The organism is Streptomyces canus 299MFChir4.1, from assembly GCF_000383615.1.
Taxonomy (GTDB): domain Bacteria; phylum Actinomycetota; class Actinomycetes; order Streptomycetales; family Streptomycetaceae; genus Streptomyces; species Streptomyces canus_C.
The window spans coordinates 572,687-591,774 of the sequence record NZ_KB911582.1; the positions used below are offsets into that span (position 1 = coordinate 572,687).

General features: G+C 70.5%; 15 protein-coding genes, 2 tRNA genes and 1 pseudogene. 3 read left to right on the forward strand and 15 right to left on the reverse strand.

The features are described from left to right. Positions 1-223 precede the first annotated feature (223 nt). Positions 224-2,098 (reverse strand): translation elongation factor 4, encoded by a 1,875-nt coding sequence (gene lepA / locus H293_RS0102575; RefSeq protein WP_020116317.1) that lies wholly within the window; start codon positions 2,096-2,098, stop codon positions 224-226. 261 nt (positions 2,099-2,359) lie between these two features. Between lepA and rpsT the strand changes: the two genes are divergently transcribed. Next, a complete protein-coding gene (gene rpsT, locus H293_RS0102580; protein WP_020116318.1) occupies positions 2,360-2,620 on the forward strand; it encodes a 30S ribosomal protein S20 in 261 nt (86 codons plus the stop codon). A gap of 245 nt (positions 2,621-2,865) precedes the next feature. Here rpsT and H293_RS0102585 read toward each other — a convergent pair whose 3' ends face one another. The 9 genes from H293_RS0102585 to leuS form a co-directional block, all read right to left on the reverse strand. Further along, positions 2,866-3,264, reverse strand: a complete 399-nt coding sequence (locus H293_RS0102585) for a nuclear transport factor 2 family protein (protein ID WP_028807484.1) — start codon at positions 3,262-3,264, stop codon at positions 2,866-2,868. Positions 3,265-3,491: 227 nt separating this feature from the next. Next, entirely contained in the window at positions 3,492-4,481 is a 990-nt protein-coding gene (gene holA / locus H293_RS0102590; protein WP_199790121.1) for a DNA polymerase III subunit delta, read from the reverse strand. 70 nt (positions 4,482-4,551) lie between these two features. Beyond that, on the reverse strand, positions 4,552-4,797 hold the full coding sequence (locus tag H293_RS0102595; protein WP_033415108.1) for a hypothetical protein: 246 nt from the start codon (positions 4,795-4,797) through the stop codon (positions 4,552-4,554). 71 nt (positions 4,798-4,868) lie between these two features. Beyond that, the gene (locus H293_RS0102600; protein ID WP_028807485.1) at positions 4,869-5,723 is read right to left on the reverse strand and encodes an arylamine N-acetyltransferase family protein; all 855 of its coding nucleotides are present in this window, start codon (positions 5,721-5,723) and stop codon (positions 4,869-4,871) included. Then, positions 5,704-8,391, reverse strand: coding sequence for a ComEC/Rec2 family competence protein (locus tag H293_RS0102605; RefSeq protein ID WP_078612503.1), 2,688 nt, complete (start codon positions 8,389-8,391; stop codon positions 5,704-5,706). Before H293_RS0102605 ends, H293_RS0102600 begins: the two co-directional genes overlap by 20 nt. Beyond that, positions 8,388-9,395, reverse strand: a complete 1,008-nt coding sequence (locus H293_RS61305; protein WP_397895335.1) for a ComEA family DNA-binding protein — start codon at positions 9,393-9,395, stop codon at positions 8,388-8,390. Before H293_RS61305 ends, H293_RS0102605 begins: the two co-directional genes overlap by 4 nt. A 417-nt stretch (positions 9,396-9,812) precedes the next feature. After that, the gene (locus tag H293_RS0102615; RefSeq protein WP_020116325.1) at positions 9,813-10,658 is read right to left on the reverse strand and encodes a DegV family protein; all 846 of its coding nucleotides are present in this window, start codon (positions 10,656-10,658) and stop codon (positions 9,813-9,815) included. A 72-nt stretch (positions 10,659-10,730) separates the two neighbouring features. Beyond that, positions 10,731-11,465: a hypothetical protein gene (locus tag H293_RS0102620; RefSeq protein ID WP_020116326.1), complete on the reverse strand. Its 735-nt coding sequence runs from the start codon at positions 11,463-11,465 to the stop codon at positions 10,731-10,733. Between the two features lie 154 nt (positions 11,466-11,619). Beyond that, positions 11,620-14,496 (reverse strand): leucine--tRNA ligase, encoded by a 2,877-nt coding sequence (leuS, locus tag H293_RS0102625; protein ID WP_020116327.1) that lies wholly within the window; start codon positions 14,494-14,496, stop codon positions 11,620-11,622. A 459-nt stretch (positions 14,497-14,955) separates the two neighbouring features. On the opposite strand from leuS, the gene H293_RS0102630 reads away from it, so the two are divergent. Together H293_RS0102630 and H293_RS0102635 are read left to right on the forward strand one after the other, a co-directional pair. Next, positions 14,956-16,287, forward strand: a complete 1,332-nt coding sequence (locus tag H293_RS0102630; protein ID WP_259294406.1) for a ferric reductase-like transmembrane domain-containing protein — start codon at positions 14,956-14,958, stop codon at positions 16,285-16,287. Then, entirely contained in the window at positions 16,284-17,897 is a 1,614-nt protein-coding gene (locus H293_RS0102635) for an NADH-quinone oxidoreductase subunit NuoF family protein (RefSeq protein ID WP_020116329.1), read from the forward strand. The genes H293_RS0102630 and H293_RS0102635 overlap by 4 nt, the downstream gene beginning before the upstream one ends. A gap of 126 nt (positions 17,898-18,023) precedes the next feature. Here H293_RS0102635 and H293_RS0102640 read toward each other — a convergent pair. From H293_RS0102640 to H293_RS0102655, 5 genes and pseudogenes are all read right to left on the reverse strand, one after another. Further along, positions 18,024-18,096: transfer RNA gene (locus H293_RS0102640), tRNA-Ala, on the reverse strand. Between the two features lie 99 nt (positions 18,097-18,195). Beyond that, positions 18,196-18,429, reverse strand: coding sequence for a hypothetical protein (locus H293_RS0102645; RefSeq protein WP_003976229.1), 234 nt, complete (start codon positions 18,427-18,429; stop codon positions 18,196-18,198). A gap of 3 nt (positions 18,430-18,432) precedes the next feature. Then, on the reverse strand, positions 18,433-18,606 hold the full coding sequence (locus tag H293_RS57025) for a hypothetical protein (RefSeq protein ID WP_020116331.1): 174 nt from the start codon (positions 18,604-18,606) through the stop codon (positions 18,433-18,435). Between the two features lie 69 nt (positions 18,607-18,675). Beyond that, positions 18,676-18,819 (reverse strand): annotated as a pseudogene (locus H293_RS59810) (MFS transporter); the annotation flags it as partial. Positions 18,820-18,934: 115 nt separating this feature from the next. After that, a tRNA-Ala gene (locus H293_RS0102655) sits at positions 18,935-19,007 on the reverse strand. Positions 19,008-19,088 lie beyond the last annotated feature (81 nt).

Below are 19,088 nucleotides of genomic sequence, written 5' to 3' on the forward strand. Positions count from 1 at the left end.
GCCCGCGACAGTGCGGCTGGCTCTCAGGTTTGCGGCTGTTGTTTAACTCGCGAGTAACTATCGAGCAGAGATCAGAGTAAAGCGCGGCCGACCCGTTCGTAAGGGGCGGCGGCCTGTCACTTCCTACAGAGCGCGACGTTACGCACGCGTAGGGGCCCGCCGCACTTTCGCACGACGGACCCCTTTCCATCCGATTCGACGGGTAACCGGGTGTTACCCGCGGTTACTTCTTGCCCTTGCCCGACCCCGCGCTGTCATCGCTGGAGAGCACCGCGATGAAGGCCTCCTGCGGAACCTCCACGGAACCCACCATCTTCATCCGCTTCTTGCCTTCCTTCTGCTTCTCGAGCAGCTTCCGCTTACGGGAGATGTCACCGCCGTAGCACTTGGCGAGGACGTCCTTGCGGATGGCGCGGATGGTCTCGCGGGCGATGACCCGGGAGCCGATGGCGGCCTGGATGGGCACCTCGAAGGCCTGCCGCGGGATGAGCTCGCGCAGCTTGGCGACGAGCCGCACCCCGTAGGCGTAGGCCGCGTCCTTGTGGGTGATCGCGGAGAACGCGTCCACCTTGTCGCCGTGCAGCAGGATGTCGACCTTGACCAGGCTGGAGGTCTGCTCGCCGGTGGGCTCGTAGTCCAGCGAGGCGTAGCCGCGCGTCTTCGACTTCAGCTGGTCGAAGAAGTCGAAGACGATCTCCGCGAGGGGGAGCGTGTAGCGGATCTCGACCCGGTCCTCGGAGAGGTAGTCCATGCCGAGCAGGGTGCCGCGCCGGGTCTGGCACAGCTCCATGATCGAGCCGATGAACTCGGTGGGCGCGAGGATCGTGGCGCGTACGACGGGCTCGTACACCTCGTTGATCTTGCCCTCGGGGAACTCGCTCGGGTTGGTGACGACGTGCTCGGTGCCGTCCTCCATGAGGACCCGGTAGACCACGTTGGGCGCGGTGGCGATGAGGTCGAGCCCGAACTCGCGCTCCAGACGCTCGCGGATCACGTCAAGGTGCAGCAGCCCGAGGAAGCCGACACGGAAGCCGAACCCCAGCGCGGCGGACGTCTCCGGCTCGTAGACCAGTGCGGCGTCGTTGAGCTGGAGCTTGTCGAGGGCCTCGCGCAGCTCTGGGTAGTCGGAGCCGTCCAGCGGATACAGACCGGAGAAGACCATGGGCTTCGGGTCCTTGTACCCCCCGAGCGCCTCCGTGGCCCCCTTCTGCTGGCTGGTGACGGTGTCACCGACCTTGGACTGGCGGACGTCCTTCACACCGGTGATCAGATAGCCCACCTCGCCGACCCCGAGGCCGTCGGCGGACAGCATCTCCGGCGAGTTCGTCCCGATCTCCAACAGCTCGTGCGTGGCGCCCGTCGACATCATCTTGATGCGCTCGCGCTTGCTGAGCTGGCCGTCGATGACACGGACGTACGTCACGACACCGCGGTAGGAGTCGTAGACCGAGTCGAAGATCATCGCGCGGGCCGGGGCGTCCTTGACGCCGACGGGCGCCGGAATCTCCCGTACGACCCTGTCGAGCAGGGCGTCGACACCCACACCGGTCTTGGCGGAGACCTTGAGCACGTCCTCGGGGTCGCAGCCGATGAGGTTGGCGAGCTCCTCGGAGAACTTCTCCGGCTGGGCGGCCGGCAGGTCGATCTTGTTCAGTACGGGGATGATCTTGAGGTCGTTCTCCATCGCCAGGTAGAGGTTGGCGAGGGTCTGGGCCTCGATGCCCTGGGCGGCGTCGACGAGGAGGACGGTCCCCTCGCAGGCGGCGAGCGACCGCGAGACCTCGTAGGTGAAGTCGACGTGCCCCGGAGTGTCGATCATGTTGAGGATGTGCGTGCTGCCCTGGTCGGGGCCCGTGTTCGGGGCCCAGGGCAGCCGCACGGCCTGCGACTTGATCGTGATTCCGCGCTCACGCTCGATGTCCATGCGGTCGAGGTACTGAGCACGCATCTGGCGCTGCTCGACCACGCCGGTCAGCTGGAGCATCCGGTCGGCGAGCGTGGACTTGCCGTGGTCGATGTGCGCGATGATGCAGAAATTGCGGATCAGAGCCGGGTCGGTACGGCTCGGCTCGGGCACGTGGCTGGGGATCGCGGGCACGCAGGGTCCTGATTCTTGAGGCGTCCGCAGTGTCTGCGGTCTCGGGTCGGATCGATACGTAGCCTCCATGGTCCCACGGGCGGGGACCGGCGACCGGTTTGGGCCACTCGCGGGGCCGCTGGTAGTCTGGGTGGCTGTGTCTCCTGCCCTCTCAGCACGAGGCACAACTCCAAGAAATCACCTGGTGCGGGACCGGGGTCTTCCTTGCTCTTCTGCTCGGAATCCTCCTGGCTCCGTGCCTGAACCTGTAGAGGCTCATTCGTGGCGAACATCAAGTCCCAGATCAAGCGGATCAAGACCAACGAGAAGGCCCGGCTGCGCAACAAGGCCGTCAAGTCCTCCCTGAAGACCGCGATCCGCAAGGCCCGCGAGGCCGCTGCCGCGGGTGACGTCGAGAAGGCCACCGAGCTGAACCGCGCTGCTGCGCGCGCGCTCGACAAGGCCGTCTCCAAGGGCGTCATCCACAAGAACCAGGCCGCCAACAAGAAGTCGGCGCTTGCTTCGAAGGTCGCGGGTCTCTAAGCCTTACTTCTCTGATCTGACCGGTCCCGTTCCACGGGGCCGAACCGCCGGAAGGACCCAGAGCGGGCCCTCTCTCATCCGCTCCCGACCGGCTCCCAGGAGCCACGCGCGGCCTGCGTTCGCCACGCGGGCGTGACTCCGACAGCTTGAACCGAGGACCCCGGTGCGCTCGCCCTTCCCCAGGGCGGGATGACCGGGGTCCTCGTCATGCGTCCTGCGTCCTGTGTCCTGCGGTGTCCGTGTGCTCACTCCGCCCAGAACTCATTGCTCTTGTCGATGTCCTCAAGACACTCGTCGAGGTCGGTGACCTTGTCCCCGACGATGCGGAAGACGATGCATCCGGTGTCGTCCAGGTGCTTGCCCCGCCGCTCGGCCGTCACCCGGCTCATCCCGACGGCGTGCCCACGCCCGTCGACGGCGATCCCGAGCATCTCCAGACGCATCGACCCGCCGGTCTCCTCCCCGAGCTTCTGATACATGTCGATGATCGCGTCCTGCCCCTTGTAGTCCCCCGAAAGGGGATGACTACCGGGCACGTGATGCGTGGCGTCCTTCGCGATCAGCTCCCGCAGGGTGTCCATATCCCCTCGGGAGAACGCCTCGTACCCCTTACGAATGAGCACTGCGTGCGGATGTTCAGCCATGACGACCGCCACCTCTCCGCTGTCCGGCGATGTTCGGCTGACAGGAACGATTGTCCTCCCGGGGAGCGGGGGGAGCCACTTCCGCGCCCGAGAGGGCGCGGGGAACCGCGCGGCCGGCCACGACGAACGGCGCAGGCGGACTACTGCAATACGCCACCACGGGTCACCCCCGACGGCGCGCCCCCGTCCAAACACAGGCACGCACAGGCGGGCTCCGGCTCGCGCCGCTAACCCCGTCCCCGGGACCGGGCCGCCCGAGCGATCGCCACGACGGCCTTCTCCAGGGCGTACTCGGGATCGTCCCCTCCGCCCTTCACCCCGGCGTCCGCCTCGGCCACGGCCCGCAGCGCGTCGGCGACACCGTCCGGCGTCCATCCGCGCATCTGCTGCCGCACCCGGTCGATCTTCCACGGCGGCATGCCCAGTTCACGCGCCAGATCCGCGGGCCGGCCGCCCCGAGCCGACGACAGCTTCCCGATGGCCCGCACGCCCTGCGCCAGCGCACTGGTGATCATGACCGGTGCGACCCCGGTCGACAACGACCACCGCAACGCCTCCAACGCCTCCGCGGCCCGCCCCTCCACGGCCCGGTCGGCGACGGTGAAGCTGGAAGCCTCGGCCCGCCCGGTGTAGTACCGCCCCACGACGGCCTCGTCGATCGTCCCCTCGACATCGGCGACCAGCTGCGACACGGCGGACGCCAACTCCCGCAGATCGCTCCCGATCGCGTCGACCAGCGCCTGACACGCTTCAGGCGTGGCGGACCGCCCGGTCGCCCGGAACTCCTGCCGCACGAAGGCCAGCCGGTCCGCCGGCTTGGTCATCTTCGGGCAGGCGACCTCGCGCGCCCCCGCCTTCCGCGCGGCGTCGAGCAGCGCCTTGCCCTTCGCCGCCCCCGCGTGCAGCAACACGAGGGTGATCTCCTCGGCGGGCGCCCCGAGATACGCCTTCACGTCCTTGACGGTGTCGGCGGACAGATCCTGCGCGTTGCGCACGACCACGACCTTGCGCTCCGCGAACAACGACGGACTGGTCAACTCGGCAAGGGTCCCCGGCTGCAACTGGTCCGAGGTCAGATCCCGCACGTCCGTGTCCGCGTCAGCGGCCCGAGCAGCGGCGACCACCTCCTGCACAGCCCGGTCGAGCAGCAGCTCCTCCTGCCCCACGGCAAGGGTCACAGGGGCGAGGAGGTCGTCATGAGCAGTCTTCTTGGCCATCGCGTACAGCATGGCACGGGGCACTGACAGCGCCGTTGCCGCGGGCTCCGGTGCCTCCCGGACCGCCGCATCACGGCTCCTCCCGCCACCCGTCCCACTCCCCCACGAACTCCTCCAGTTCCTTGGGATCCAACCGCCCCGCCGCGTCCCGCAGCACCACCAGCCACTGCGCGTCCTCCGCGTCGTCCTCCCCCGCCAACGCGTCCCGAACGACCTGCGGCTCCTCATCCACCCCGAACCGCTCCGAGAGCGCCTCCACGACCTCCTCCGCGGCATCTCGATCGGGCAGCACCAGCACATGTCTCACATCACTCACGGCACCATTTTCCAGGCGGCGGGCCCCAGCCCGGAATCCGCACTACCGCCGGGCTCGGAAACCGGACCGGATCAGCCGTGACGGCCTGCCTTCCGCACCGTCGGCACCCGGCCGAGCTCCATACCAAACTTCTTCCGGTACACCTCCAGCACCTCCTCGTCCGTCTCCAACTCCCGTTCCTCCCGCGCACCGTCGGCAGCTGTCACCTTGAAGACGCGCCCGCTGAGCGTGATCCGCCCGCCGTCCTCCGTCACCCTCGAACACACCAGGGACTGCGTGAAGTGCGAGGCCGGCGAGGTGCTGTGCCACCAGGCCCCGGCCACGAAGTCACCGAGCACCCGGGGCCTCACCTCCAGCCGGTACTGACTCCTGCCGCCCACGACGACATCCAGATCCGCGGCGTCACCCCCTCCCTTCTTCACCGCACCGTCCCCGCTCCGCACCCCCGCCGCGTCGGGTCCCGCCTCGACGATCCGGAAGGTGCCCCCGGGGTCCTCCTGCTCACCCCGCGCCCCGAACGCCAGCGGGTAGTGACTGTGCGCCCCGAACCCGACGTCGGCCAGCCACTCGCCTCCGTCCACCGTCCGTACCCGCAGCGCGAGATGGTCGTACGGGATCCCGAGCCGCCCCTCGTCGCCGTACACCCGGCCCGCGAACAGCGTGACATCGAAGCCGAGCGCGGCCAGCAACGCCCCGAACGCCCCGTTCAGTTCGTAACAGAACCCTCCCCTCCGGGCGCCCACCACCTTCTCCACCAGCCGCTCCTCCTCCAGCACGATCTCCTCGCCGAGGTGCACCGACAGGTTCTCGAAGGGCACGGTCTGCAGATGGCGCAGATGCAGTTCCCGCAGGACCTCCACCGTGGGCCACGCCGGGTGCTGGACTCCCAGGCGGCGGAGATATGCGTCAACCTGTGTGGGATTCATGCCTCCAGTCTCGCGCCACCCACAGCTCCCCACCGCCCGCGCCACCCTCAGCGTCATGGCTGTCCGCGCCACCATCGTTTCGGCCGCCCCTCCCGGCGACCGCCAGCGCCCCGTCCCGGTCCGTCCGCAGCACCACCGCTCCCCCGGCCCGCAGCGCGGCGACCGTACCGGGAGCCGGGTGGCCGTAGGAGTTGTCGGCGCCGACGGAGATGAGCGCGAGCCGCGGGGCGGCCCGGCGTATCAGCTCGGGGTCCTGGTAGGCCGAACCATGGTGAGCGACCTTGAGGACGTCCACCCCGGCCAGCCGCGCACCCGCAGGTGATCTCAACAGCTCCTGCTGCGCGGGGGGTTCGAGGTCACCGAGCAGGAGGAAGCGCAGCCCGGCCGACCGTACGAGCAGCGTGACGCTGGCGTCGTTGGGCCCGTCCGACGCCGGCACCGCCGGATTCCCCGGCGGCCACAGCACCTCCCAGGCCAGGGCCCCCGTACGCCGCTCCTCCCCGGCCACGGCACGCGTCACCGGGATGCGCCGGGCCGCCGCCTCCCGCCGTACGGACTCGGCCTGGTCCACCGGTTCCTCCAGTCCCGTCGTCTCGATCGCCCCCACCGAACGGCCCCGCAGCACCCCGGCCAGCCCCGCCACATGGTCGGCGTGGAAGTGGGTCAGCACCACGAGCGGCACCTTGGTGATGCCGAGCGTGCGCAGACAGCCGTCGACGAGAGCCGGATCGGGTCCGGCGTCCACGACCACGCCCGTGGCCTCACCGGCCGCCAGCACCATCGCGTCGCCCTGGCCCACGTCGCACATCGCCAGCCGCCAGCCCGGCGGTGGCCACCCCGTGATCACCCGGGCCAGCGGTGGCGGCTGCACGACCGCCAGCACGAACACCAGCGCGCAGCCCGCACACCACCAGGGATGTCTCAGCAACCGCCGCCCGACGAGCAGCAGGATCCCGGTGAGGAGAGCGAGCAGCGCCGCCCCCGTCCAGCTGCCCGGCCAGTCCACTCCCCCGCCGGGCAGCGACGCCCCGGTCCGGGCGACGTCCGCGATCCACCCGGCGGGCCAACTCGCGCACCAGGCCAGCACCTTGGCCACCGGCATCGCCACGGGTGCCGTCGCCAGCGCCGCGAAGCCCAGCACCGTGGCCGGGGCGACCGCGAACTCCACGAGCAGATTGCACGGCACCGCCACCAGGCTCACCCGCGCCGACAGCACGGCGACCACCGGCGCGCACAGAGCCTGCGCGGCGGCAGCAGCGGCCCACGCCTCGGCCAACCGCGGCGGCACCCGGCGTCGGCGCAACGCCAGGCTCCAGCGCGGCGCGAGCGCCAGCAGGGCCCCGGTGGCCAGCACGGAGAGCAGGAAGCCGTAACTGCGGGCCAGCCACGGGTCGTACAGCACCAGCAGCAGTACGGCCGTCGCCAGCGCCGGGATCAGTGATCTGCGGCGTCCGGTCGCGAGGGCGAGCAGTGCGACGGCTCCGCAGGCCGCGGCTCGCAGCACGCTCGGGTCCGGTCGGCACACCACGACGAATCCCAGTGTGAGCCCGCCGCCGAGCAGTGCGGTCGCCCGCAGCGACACCCCGAGGCGGGGCGCCAGTCCCCGTCGCTCGACGAGTGGGGCGAGTCCGGGCGGTCCGATGAGCAGGGCGAGCAGGATCGTGAGGTTGCTGCCGGAGACGGCGAGCGTGTGCGCGAGGTCGGTCTCCTTGAATGCCTCGTCCAACTCGGGAGTGATCCGCGCCGTGTCCCCGACGACCAGCCCCGGCAACAGGGCCCGGGCATCCGCCGGCAACCCGTCGGTGGCTTGCCGCAACCCTGCCCGCAACCGCCCCGCGAACCGCTGCGTCCCCGACGCCTCCGCCACGACCTCGGGCCCTCCCCGGTCCCGCACCCGCAGTACGGCCGCGACCCGGTCACCCCCCATCAGCGCCGGCGCGGCACGCGCGGTGACCCGCACCCGCGTGGACGGCAACAACCCGAGCCAGGGCGATCGAGCGGGACCCTCCACGGCGGGCGTCGGGCCGGACGTCACCCCGCCGCTCCCGGGACGACCGGCGGCCCCCACCTGTGTGCCCGAGTCGGCCCCCGCGCGGGCGTCGACGATCAACAGCACCGGCGCACGTGTCGCCACCGCCCTCCCGTCCGCCGTCTCCACCCGCCGGACGTCGGCGCCGATGACGACTGCGGTCGGAGCCGCGTGGTCCCCCGTGATCCGGGGGCGGGTCAGCCGGGGGTCGGAGGTCACCTGGACCTCGGCGGTCACGGTGGCGTACTGCCGGGCCAGCGCGGGCACCGGCCCCCGCCGCAGATCGGCTCCGTGCAGAGCGGCGGAGGCGGCGGCCGCCGCGACACAGAGCAGCACGGCGGCGACGGGCACCCGGCCGCCCCCACCGAGGCCCCGCACCCTGCCCCAACGTCCCGCCAACAGCACGCAGGCGAGCCCCAGACAGCCCGCGACCACCCCCATCGCCCACCCCGGGGACGCGTCCAGGGTCACGGCGGCCGTGCCCCAGGCCGCGAGCGCCGCCGGTACCAGCCGCAGATCCGTAGGCCCTTCCTGCCGCGGGTGAGCGTCCCCGAGCCGCTTCCCTGAGACGGCGTGCACGGCTGCCCGTGCCCGCGCCTCGTCCTCACTCCTCCGCCCGGCCCGCGAGTCGTCCCTCATGGCCGTACGAGATTCCGCAGATCGGCGAAGCGGCGGTCGCCGATGCCGTTGACCTCACGCAGTTCGTCCACCGAACGGAAGCCGCCGTGCCGGGTGCGGTAGTCGACGATGTGCTGGGCCAGCACGGGGCCGACCCCGGGCAGGGTGTCGAGCTGGTCCACGGTGGCCGTGTTCAAGGAGACGGGAGCCGCCGCCGTACCGGCGGGACCGCCCGTGCCCGGCGGGGGTGCGGGTGCGGGCGGGCCGCCGACGAGCACCTGCTCGCCGTCCACGAGGAAGCGCGCGCGGTTGAGCGTGTCGGTGTTCGTGCCCGGGCGCACACCACCGGCCGCCTTCAACGCGTCGGCGACCCTCGAACCGGCCGGCAACCGCTGGATCCCGGGCTCGCGGACCTTTCCACCGACGTCCACGACGATCTCGGCTCCGGGCGCACCGGCCGCGTTCGAGACCCCGCCCGGGACGGCCGCCTCGGCCGCACGTCGCCGTCCACCTACTCCGGTCTGCCCGCTCTCCGTACCGCTCTGCGAGAACGGGGCCGCCGCGCGCACCACTTCGGGCGCCTGGACGGACTGCGTCCGGCCCGTCCAGAAATGCTGGAGGGCGAACACCGCGGCCACGACCAGCAGTACCGAGAGCGCGACCACGTTCCGCCGCTCCAGCCCGCACCGCGTCTGCAGCCACACCGGCATCCGCTCCCGCAGAGCCAGCCCGACCCGTTCCCGCCAGTCCCCGCTCCCGTCGGCGCTGCCCCGCCAGCCGCCACTACTCCTGTCGGCGTCCAGCCAACCCTCTTCCCGAGGACCGTCGTCAGGCCGAACCCCCTCCGCGGAACCACCATCCCCCCGGCCCTCCTCGGCAGCACCCACCCACCGAGGAGCCCTCTCCACGTACCCGACCGATTCGGAGGCCGACCCGGCCTCAGCCACGTCGACGGACTCGGCGACATCGACAGCCCCGACAGCCTCCAGCCGCTCCGAACCGACCTCCACCTCCCCGTCGTCCACACCCGGCTGACGCGACCGATCCAACCGATCCGACGGCGGTCCCTTGCCCGAGTCCCTACGCTCCCCCGCCCGTTCGGCGAAGAGCACCTCCGCCCGCCGCTGGAGTTCGTCCGCCGAGGCGGCATGCCGATGCCGGACCCTGCCCCTGCCCCTGCCCCGGGTGGCCGACGGTCGACGGTGCCGGGAGCGTCCGTCGGAGAGGGGACCGCGGCCCGGCCCGCTGGTCGCCGTCGCTGTACGTGAGCGTGATCGAAGTGCCATGCGCCGAGGATCGGACACGTCCGCGCTCTCGCGATGATCTTGGTCAATTCCCGGGGATTACCCACCGGTTGTGGAAAACCCCGCCACCCGAACGAGTGACGGACCCACAAATCCAAGACCCGCAAATCCACCCAACGCATGACCTGGCGCCCCAAGTCACCGCGGCGAGACCACGACCCCCAGCAGCCCGGGGCCCGTGTGCGCCCCGATCACCGCCCCGACCTCGCTCACATGCAGGTCGGCAAGTCCGGTCACCCGCGCCCGGAGGCGGTCCGCGAGGGCCGACGCCCGGTCGGGGGCCGACAGATGGTGGACGGCGATGTCGACCGGTCCGCTGCCGGCCCGGTCCGCGGCGATCTCCTCCAGGCGGGCGATGGCCTTGGACGCCGTCCGCACCTTCTCCAGGGGCTCGATCCGCCCGCCGACGAGCTTCAGCAGGGGCTTGACGGCGAGCGCGGAACCGAGGAGGGCCTGCGCGGCCCCGATCCGGCCTCCGCGGCGCAGATAGTCGAGGGTGTCGACGTAGAAGTAGGCGGACGTGCCCGCGGCCCGCTTCTCCGCGGCCGTGACGGCCTCGTCCATCGTGCCGCCCGTCTCCGCGGTCTCGGCGGCGGCGAGCGCGCAGAACCCGAGAGCCATGGCGATCATGCCGGTGTCGACGACGTGCACCGGCACCGGCGCCTCACGTGCCGCCATGGCCGCGGCGTCATAGGTGCCGGAGAGTTCGGCGGACAGATGCAGCGAGACGATGCCGGTCGCGCCGGACTCGGCGACCTTGCGGTAGTGCTCCGCGAAGGTTTGCGGGCTGGGTCGCGAGGTGGTGACGGGGCGTCGCTTCTGGAGCGCCTGGGCCAGCGACCGTGCGGTGATCTCGGTGCCCTCTTCCAGCGCCCGGTCACCGAGGACCACGGTCAGGGGTACCGCTGTGATGCCGTGCCGCTCCATCGTCCCCTGCGGCAGGTAGGCCGTTGAATCCGTGACGATCGCGACATGGCGGGACATGAGCTGGAGGTTACCTGCCGTTGCGTCCGGGTGGCAGCCCGGCCCCTGACACCCAGGGCTGCCGTGCGGGGATCAAGTCGTGCTCTCGGGACGGGGTTTCTTCTGCCAGGGGTAGGTGGGGCGCGGGCCCGGAGGGGTGATGGCGGGCCGCGTCGGTTCCTCGGCGGTGCGGGAGCGGGGCGTCTCGGGCCAGGTCTGCTGCCCGGGGCCGGCGTCGGCCGCGGGGGCCTCGGGCCACGGGGGCGGTGTCGCGGCGGGCTCTGTCTTCGTCCAGTGCCGCAGGGCGCCCGACTCGACGTCGATCTGCGCGCTCAGGGTGTCCAGGTCGTCGCCGGCGAAGCGGTGGGCGCGGTCGCGTGCCGCCCAGCGCAGGGAGTCGGCCGACTGTGTGATGCGCTCGGTGCGCTCCCGCAGGTCCGGCAGGCGCTCGGCGAGCTTCGCACGGTCGGGCTCGGACTCCAGGCGCTTGAGTTCGCCGTCCAGCTCGTGGCCGTGCGCGCTGAGCCGCTGGAAGAGGCCGAGGGACTCCTTCAGGGACTCGTCCCCGGCCGCGCCCGCGTGGAGCGCGTCCTGGGTCGCCCGCATCGAGGTGCGCAGCTTGAGCCGGAGCTGGGCCAGCTCGCCCGCCGGGCCGAGCTGGGCGAAGGACTTGGCGCGCAGAGTGTGGTCCTCGACCGTGCGCCGGGCCTGGGTGATGGTGCGGTCCACTCCGCGCTTGGCGGCACCGACCACCTTCACCGTGGCGTAGGCGCCGAGAGCCACGAAGAGCACGAAAAGCAGGGCCACGATCGCGATCACTGCTTCCACAACGCTCCTCCTCCGACCGGCGCGGCACTGCCCGCGCCGCTCTTCCACGGTAAACGCAACGGGCAGGCCCGGAGTTCCGCGGGAACCCCGAACCTGCCCTCACGCACCCCCTAGGGGGCCGAGACGAAATCCGGCGCACGGCGCCGGCCAGGCACTACGCCGGAACGATGTTCACGAGCTTCGGCGCCCGCACGATCACCTTGCGGATGCCCGCTCCGTCCAGCGCCGCCACGACCTTCTCGTCGGCCAGCGCGACCTTCTCCAGCTCGTCGTCGGAGATGGCAGGCGAGACCTCCAGGCGGGCCTTGACCTTGCCCTTGACCTGGACCACGCAGGTCACGGTCTCGTCCACGACGTACCGCGGGTCGGCGACCGGGAAGTCCTGGTGGACGACCGAGCCGGTGTGGCCCAGCCTGCGCCACAGCTCCTCGGCGATGTGCGGGGCCAGCGGCGTGATCAGCAGCACCAGCGCCTCGGCGACCGGGCGCGCGACCGGGCCGCCCGCCTTGGTCAGGTGGTTGTTCAGCTCCGTGACCTTGGCGATGGCCGTGTTGAAGCGCAGCCCCTCCAGGTCCTGGCGCACCCCGTCGATCGCCTTGTGCAGGGCCCGCAGCGTGGTCTCGTCGGGCTCGGCGTCGACGACGGTCACCTCTCCGGTGGCCTCGTCGACGATGTTGCGCCACAGCCGCTGCAGCAGGCGGTACTGTCCGACCACCGCGCGCGTGTCCCACGGTCGGGAGACGTCCAGCGGGCCCATCGCCATCTCGTACAGGCGCAGGGTGTCGGCGCCGTACTCCTCGCAGATCGCCTCGGGGGTGACGGCGTTCTTCAGGGACTTGCCCATCTTGCCCAGCTCGCGCTTGACCTGCTCGCCCGCATAGAAGAACTGGCCGTCGCGCTCCTCGACCTCGGTGGCCGGCACCGGGAAGCCCCGGCTGTCGCGGTAGACGAAGGCCTGGATCATGCCCTGGTTGAACAGCTTGTGGAAGGGCTCGGCCGACGAGACGTGCCCCAGGTCGAACAGGACCTTGGACCAGAAGCGCGCGTACAGCAGGTGCAGCACGGCGTGCTCGGCGCCGCCGACGTACAGGTCGACACCGCCGTGCGGCTGTCCCTCGCGCGGGCCCATCCAGTAGCGCTCGATCTCGGGGTCGACCAGCTGCTCGCTGTTGTGCGGGTCCAGGTAGCGCAGTTCGTACCAGCAGGAACCGGCCCAGTTGGGCATGGTGTTGGTCTCACGGCGGTACCGGCGCGGACCGCGGCCGTCGCCCAGGTCCAGCGTGACGTTGACCCAGTCCTCGTTGCGCGACAGCGGCGTCTCGGGCTCGGTGTCCGCGTCGTCCGGGTCGAAGGTGCGCGGCGAGTAGTCCTCGACCTCGGGCAGCTCCAGCGGCAGCATCGACTCGGGCAGCGAGTGGGCGATGCCGTCCTCGTCGTAGACGATCGGGAAGGGCTCGCCCCAGTAGCGCTGGCGGCTGAACAGCCAGTCGCGCAGCCGGAAGTTGACGGTGCCCTCGCCGATGCCCTTGCTCTGCAGCCACTCGGTGATGCGCGCCTTGGCCTCGGTCACGCCCAGGCCGTCCAGGGAGATGTCCGCGCCGTGCGAGTTCACGATCTTGGCGTCGTACGAGGCGAAGGCGTCGTCCCAGGTGGAGGCGTCGGTGCCCCGGCCGTCGCTGGGCTCGACCACGCAGCGGATCGGCAGCTCGAAGGCGCGCGCGAAGGCGAAGTCACGCGTGTCGTGCGCCGGTACGGCCATGATCGCGCCGGTGCCGTAGCCCATCAGGACGTAGTCGGCGATGAAGACGGGGATCTGCTCGCCGTTGACCGGGTTGGTCGCGAACGCGCCGGTGAAGACGCCGGTCTTGTCCTTGGCCTCGGCCTGGCGCTCGACGTCCGACTTGGAGGCGGCCTGCGCGCGGTAGGCGGCGACGGCCTCGGCCGGGGTGGCGTGACCGCCGGTCCACACGTCGTGCGTGCCCTCGGGCCAGGCGGCCGGGGTGAACTTCTCCACCAGCGGGTGTTCGGGGGCCAGCACCATGTAGGTCGCGCCGAACAGGGTGTCCTGGCGCGTGGTGAAGACCGTGATCGCCTCGCCGTCGATCGGGAAGTCGACGCGGGCGCCCTCGGAGCGGCCGATCCAGTTGCGCTGCTGCAGCTTGATGGCCTCGGGCCAGTCCAGCTCGTTCAGGTCGTCCAGGAGACGGTCGGCGTAGGCGGTGATCCGCATGTTCCACTGGCGCAGCTTGGCCTTGAAGACCGGGAAGTTGCCGCGCTCGGAGCGGCCGTCGGCGGTGACCTCCTCGTTGGCCAGCACGGTGCCCAGGCCCGGGCACCAGTTGACGGGCGCTTCGGAGGCGTACGCCAGGCGGTACTCGCCCAGGACGTCGGCACGCTCGGCGGCGGACAGGGCGGCCCAGGAGCGGCCCCCGGGAACCGCGCGCTCACCGGACTCGAACGCGGCGACCAGCTCGGAGATCGGGCGGGCCTTCTTCGCCTGGTCGTCGTACCAGGAGTTGAAGATCTGCAGGAAGATCCACTGGGTCCACTTGTAGTAGTCCGGGTCGATCGTGGCGAACGACCGGCGCTTGTCGTGGCCCAGGCCCAGCCGGCGCAGCTGGGACTTCATGTTGTTGATGGCGGCCTCGGTGGTGACCCGGGGGTGCTCGCCGGTCTGCACGGCGTGCTGCTCGGCGGGCAGGCCGAAGGCGTCGAAGCCCAGGGTGTGCAGGACGTTGTGGCCGGTCATCCGCTGGAAGCGGGCGAAGACGTCGGTGGCGATGTAGCCCAGCGGGTGGCCGACGTGCAGGCCCGCGCCCGAGGGATAGGGGAACATGTCCATGATGAACTTCTTGGGCTTGGCGACCAGCTCGGGGTCACCCGCCAGGTCACCCTTGGGGTTGGGTGCCGCGTAGGTGCCGTCGGTGTCCCAGAAGTCCTGCCAGCGTGCCTCGATCTCGGCCGCGACGGCGGCCGTGTAGCGGTGCGGCGCGGCCACCTCGGCGGGGGCTGCGGGGTTCGTCTCGCTCATGGTCCTCAAAGCTCCATCGATCGTCTCTGCCAGCGGCTGTGTCATCCGGCTGCTACATCCACCAAATGAAAAAACCCCTCGCACAGGAGGGGACGCCGCGCCGATTCCGACCACGTCTTCACCGGTGGTCGGGACTGATCAGCGCGGCTCGCTAAGCAGAAGGCGTACGGCACGCATGGCGTCAGAGTACCGCAGCCGTTGAGCAAGCCGCGACGAACTTACGTATGCCTCTTTGGCACCGGGTGCCGCACTCGCCGCCGCAGTCGAGCGCACCGTCCGATCCGACAGGAACCGAACCAAGGTCAATGATTACTTCGCGTAACAGTTACTAAGGGGCATCGCAACAGCCCCACGGCCGTTTGATAACAACGCAATAACTCAAACGCCGTACCCATCGGTATGGCGCCACTTAGAGTGCGGCAGCGGGACCGCCTTCCCGAACCGCTCGGAGTTGCCCCCATGAACCCTCGCAGTAACAGCAGCACGCTCCCCAGGACGGGCCGGTCGGCCTACGGGGTGGCGACGGCCGTCTTCCTGCTGGCCATCCCTCTGGTCGTGGTGTACGGAGGTGTCTGGCTCCAGGACTTCCTCAACTTCGGGGCGGGCGTGGTGACGCTTGTCCTCCTCACCTGCTCCGTGATCTGGGGGCTGGTCGCGCAGGACCGGTTGATCCTCAACACCCGGCAGCGGATCGTCGCCCAGGGCGTGCACCGGATCACCGCCGTGGGCTCGATCTCGTTCCTTCTGCTGCACATCGGCATCAAACTGACCCTCGACCACACGACGTGGATCGCCGCGTTCATCCCGTTCGGGCTCGGCTTCAGCAGCAGCGGAGGCCTCATAGGTCTCGGCACGCTGGCCGGCCAGCTCATGATCTTCGTCGGCATCACCGGCGCCCTGCGCAACCGGTTCGCGTCCCCGGCGCCGGTCGCGGCCCGCTGGCGCGCGATGCACATGCTGGCCTACCCGGCCTGGTGCGCCGGGCTGATCCACGGCCTGTACGCGGGCCGCGCGGTGAAGGCCCCGATCTTCACCTACATGTACGCGCTCTGCGTGCTCGGCGTCATAGCGGCCCTCGCCCTGCGCTCGGCACCGCGCCCGTTCAAGCGCAAGATCACCGACCGGGTCGCCATGCTCCTGGGCGCCGAGGAGCGACCGGGCCGCGAGGAGCTGGAGGCCAGCCGGGCCAGGAGGGCCGCGGAGAGCGCCGCACCGGGCCGCGAGAGCCGCAGGGCACCCGAGTCCGCCGGTCGGCGCTCGGAGTCCGCCCTGCCGGGCTACGAGGGCCTGTCCCAGACCGGCTCCATCCCCGCCTACCAGGCCCCACCGGCCCCGGAACCGGCGGGCAGCGGGTTCGCCGCCGCCTATCGCGCCATGTCACCGGGCGCACAGCAGCCCTTCGACACCGGCCAGACCGCTCGCATGGACATGCCGATGGACATGCAGGCCGCCACCGACCCCATCGCGCGCATGGACCCCGGCGGCAGCACCTCCGGCAGCTGGCCGGTGCCCTCCCCGCCGCCGGTCGGCGAAGCACCCCCCTCGGCCTACGACCCGCTCCAGGACACGGGGTACAACATCCCGACCTATGGCGGTAATTCGGGCACGGCCAGCTATCTCTCGGGTGATGTACGCGACACCGGTGAGACAAACACCCTGTACGGCACGTACAACCCGAACGACACGTACAACAGCGGTCCCGCCACTGATCCAACGCCCGGTCAGTCGTACGACTTCGACTCACCGGGATCGGGCGAACCTTGGAACACGCCTTCCGGAGGCTATAGGTGAACGAGGCCCTGCCCGACGTACCAGAAGTCCGCGTGGTCGGTCTTCCCCAACTCACGTCGGGCTTCGACCTTGTCGAACGACTTGACCTGCCCATGCACCTGAAGGTGCACGGGCCGCTCGAACCCATGGGCGGCGAGCAACTCGCGAAGCTCTCCGAAGCCATCAACCTGAAGGGGCGCGGCGGTGCCGGCTTCCCCTTCCACAAGAAGCTGCGCTCGGTCGCCGAAGCGGCGATCAAGCGCGGTGTGCGGCCGGTCGTCGTCGTCAACGGCAGCGAGGACGAACCCGCCTGCCGCAAGGACACGGTGCTCATCAACCGTGCCCCGCACCTCATCCTGGACGGCGCCCTCCTGGCCGCCGAAGCCCTGGGTGCCCGCACGCTCGTGATAGGGGTCACACGGGAGTCCACCCAGCGCTCCATGGAGGCCGCCCTCGCCGAGCGCGGGCTCAGCAACGGCCGCAGATCGGCGCTACGCGCACGCGTGCAGCGCAATCCCGTCCGCATGGTTACCGGAGCGGCGGCCTCGCTGATCCGTTCCATCGACGGCGGCCCGGCCATCCCGCCCGGCCGCAAGGTCAGCGCCTCGCAGAACGGCGTCGGCGGCGCCCCGACCCTGCTGTCCAACGCCGAGACCTTCGCACAGCTGGCGATCGCCGCCCGCATCGGTCCGGAGCGCTACGGCAACACCGGTCTGTACGACGAGCCGGGCACCGTCATGCTCACGGTCTCCGGCGCCGTCGCGCGCCCCATGGTGATCGAGGTCCCCACGGGCGTACCGCTGCGCTACGTCCTGCAGTTGGCCGGCGCCCCGCCGGTCCCGCAGGGCGTGCTGACCGGCGGCTACCACGGCAAGTGGATCGACGCGGCGACCGTCAACGAGGCGATCGTCTCCCGCAACTCCCTGGACGCGGTGGGCGGGGCGCTCGGCGCCGGCGCGATCCTGCCGATCACTCAGGAGACCTGTCCGCTGGGCGAGTCGCTGCGGGTGGCGCAGTGGCTGGCCGAGGAGAGCGCGGGCCAGTGCGGCCCCTGCTACCTCGGTCTGCCGGCCGCCGCGCGCGGCATGGAGGACATCCTCAACGGCGGCGGTCCGGCCGCCCTGGAGGCGCTCAAGCAGGTCGCCAAGAACGTGAAGCGGCGCGGTGCGTGCTCGCACCCGGACGGCTCCGCGATGTTCCTGGAGTCGACCATCAAGGCGTTCACGGACGACCTGGCCGCGCATGTGCTCGGCAACGGCTGCGGACGGCCTGTGGAGGGCGTTCTGCCGCTCTTCGAGGGCGGCAAGATGCCGACGGGCCTCCCGGGCGGCGGCGAGGCCGAGGAGAACGGCCCCAGCCGTCAGAAGATCTACGTCGACTGGACGCTGTGCCGGGGCCACGGCCTGTGCGCCGACATCCTCCCGGAGGTCTTCGAGCTCGGCGCCGACGGGTTCCCGACGGTCGCCCAGGCCCAGGTGCCGCGCTACGCCGAGGCGAAGGCACTACGCGCGGTACGTCGCTGCCCCGCGCTCGCCCTGCGCCTGGAGGAGGAGAGCCCGCGCGACAAGGGTCCCGCCCGCAACCTGCCGGTCCTCTCCCAGGGTCGCGGAAGGCGTGCGCTGGGCCGCTGAGCCGACGTCACGAAGGGGGCCGCCCGGGATCGGGCCGCGATCGGGCGGCCCCCTTCGTCGTATGCGAACAACTCCCCCTGGAAACGCAACAATCCCGCCGGATCGAATGATCTGGCGGGATCTTTGTGGAGCTAAGGAGATTTGAACTCCTGACCCCCTGCATGCCATGCAGGTGCTCTACCAACTGAGCTATAGCCCCGTGCTGCGCTCCGCCCGGTTTCCCTGGCGGCGACGCCAACATTACACGGTCCACCGGGTGGAACACCAAATCGTTTCCCTGCGGGCAGCAGGGACGACGTCACGCGGTCACGAACGAGTAGAACCGCTTCAGCGTGCAGTGTTCTTCGAGGAGACGGCCGTAGATCGGCTCACCCTCCAGTTCGCGGTACGTCTCGATGGGGTCGCCTTTTATGATCAGCGCCCGCGCGCACTCCTCGCACCAGTACTGGTAGTCGGGATTGACCGGCTCCATGTCCCGCACGATCGGCGTCCCGCTGCCGCACCAGTCGCATTTTCGCCTGTGTGCACCCATCGATCAGCTCCAGCTGTGGCCGCAGGCCGTGCACACGTAGGAGACCCCGCCGTTGTCGCCGAGTACTTGGGCCACGTGGACGGAACCGCAGGAAGGGCAGATGAGGCGGACCGTCGTGTCCCTTGTCGACGCCGCTTCGCGGAGGTGGCGGACCTCCGCGAGGATGCTCGCAGGCATCACTACTCCCTCCCGTCGGGCCGCGCCCCCTTCCGGCCGTTTGATTCTGCCACGGCCGGACCAATACGGTCAGCGACGCCTGAGTACCAGTCCGGACACGGCGCCCACCGTGGCGGTCCCGGCCAGCGCGAACATGCACGCTCACAGCGCCTCCGGAGAGGTATACGCCTCAGAGGGGCCCAGTGACTCAAGTCGGTTCAAGAACAGTGTGCCCCGGTGAGCCGGCGGGGCAGGGAGCTCGCGGAGCGGACACACAGAGGATCCCGCCTCCTGAAGGAGACGGGATCCTCATCGACCGATCTTCGACAACTCGCAGAGTGTCGATCTGTGGAGCTAAGGAGAATTGAACTCCTGACCTCCTGCATGCCATGCAGGCGCTCTACCAACTGAGCTATAGCCCCGGACGTTCCCCCCGCTCCGCGGGGCGAACAAGAAGAACTTTAGCCTGCGACCTGCCGGAAAGTGAAATCCGGTCCGGAGCC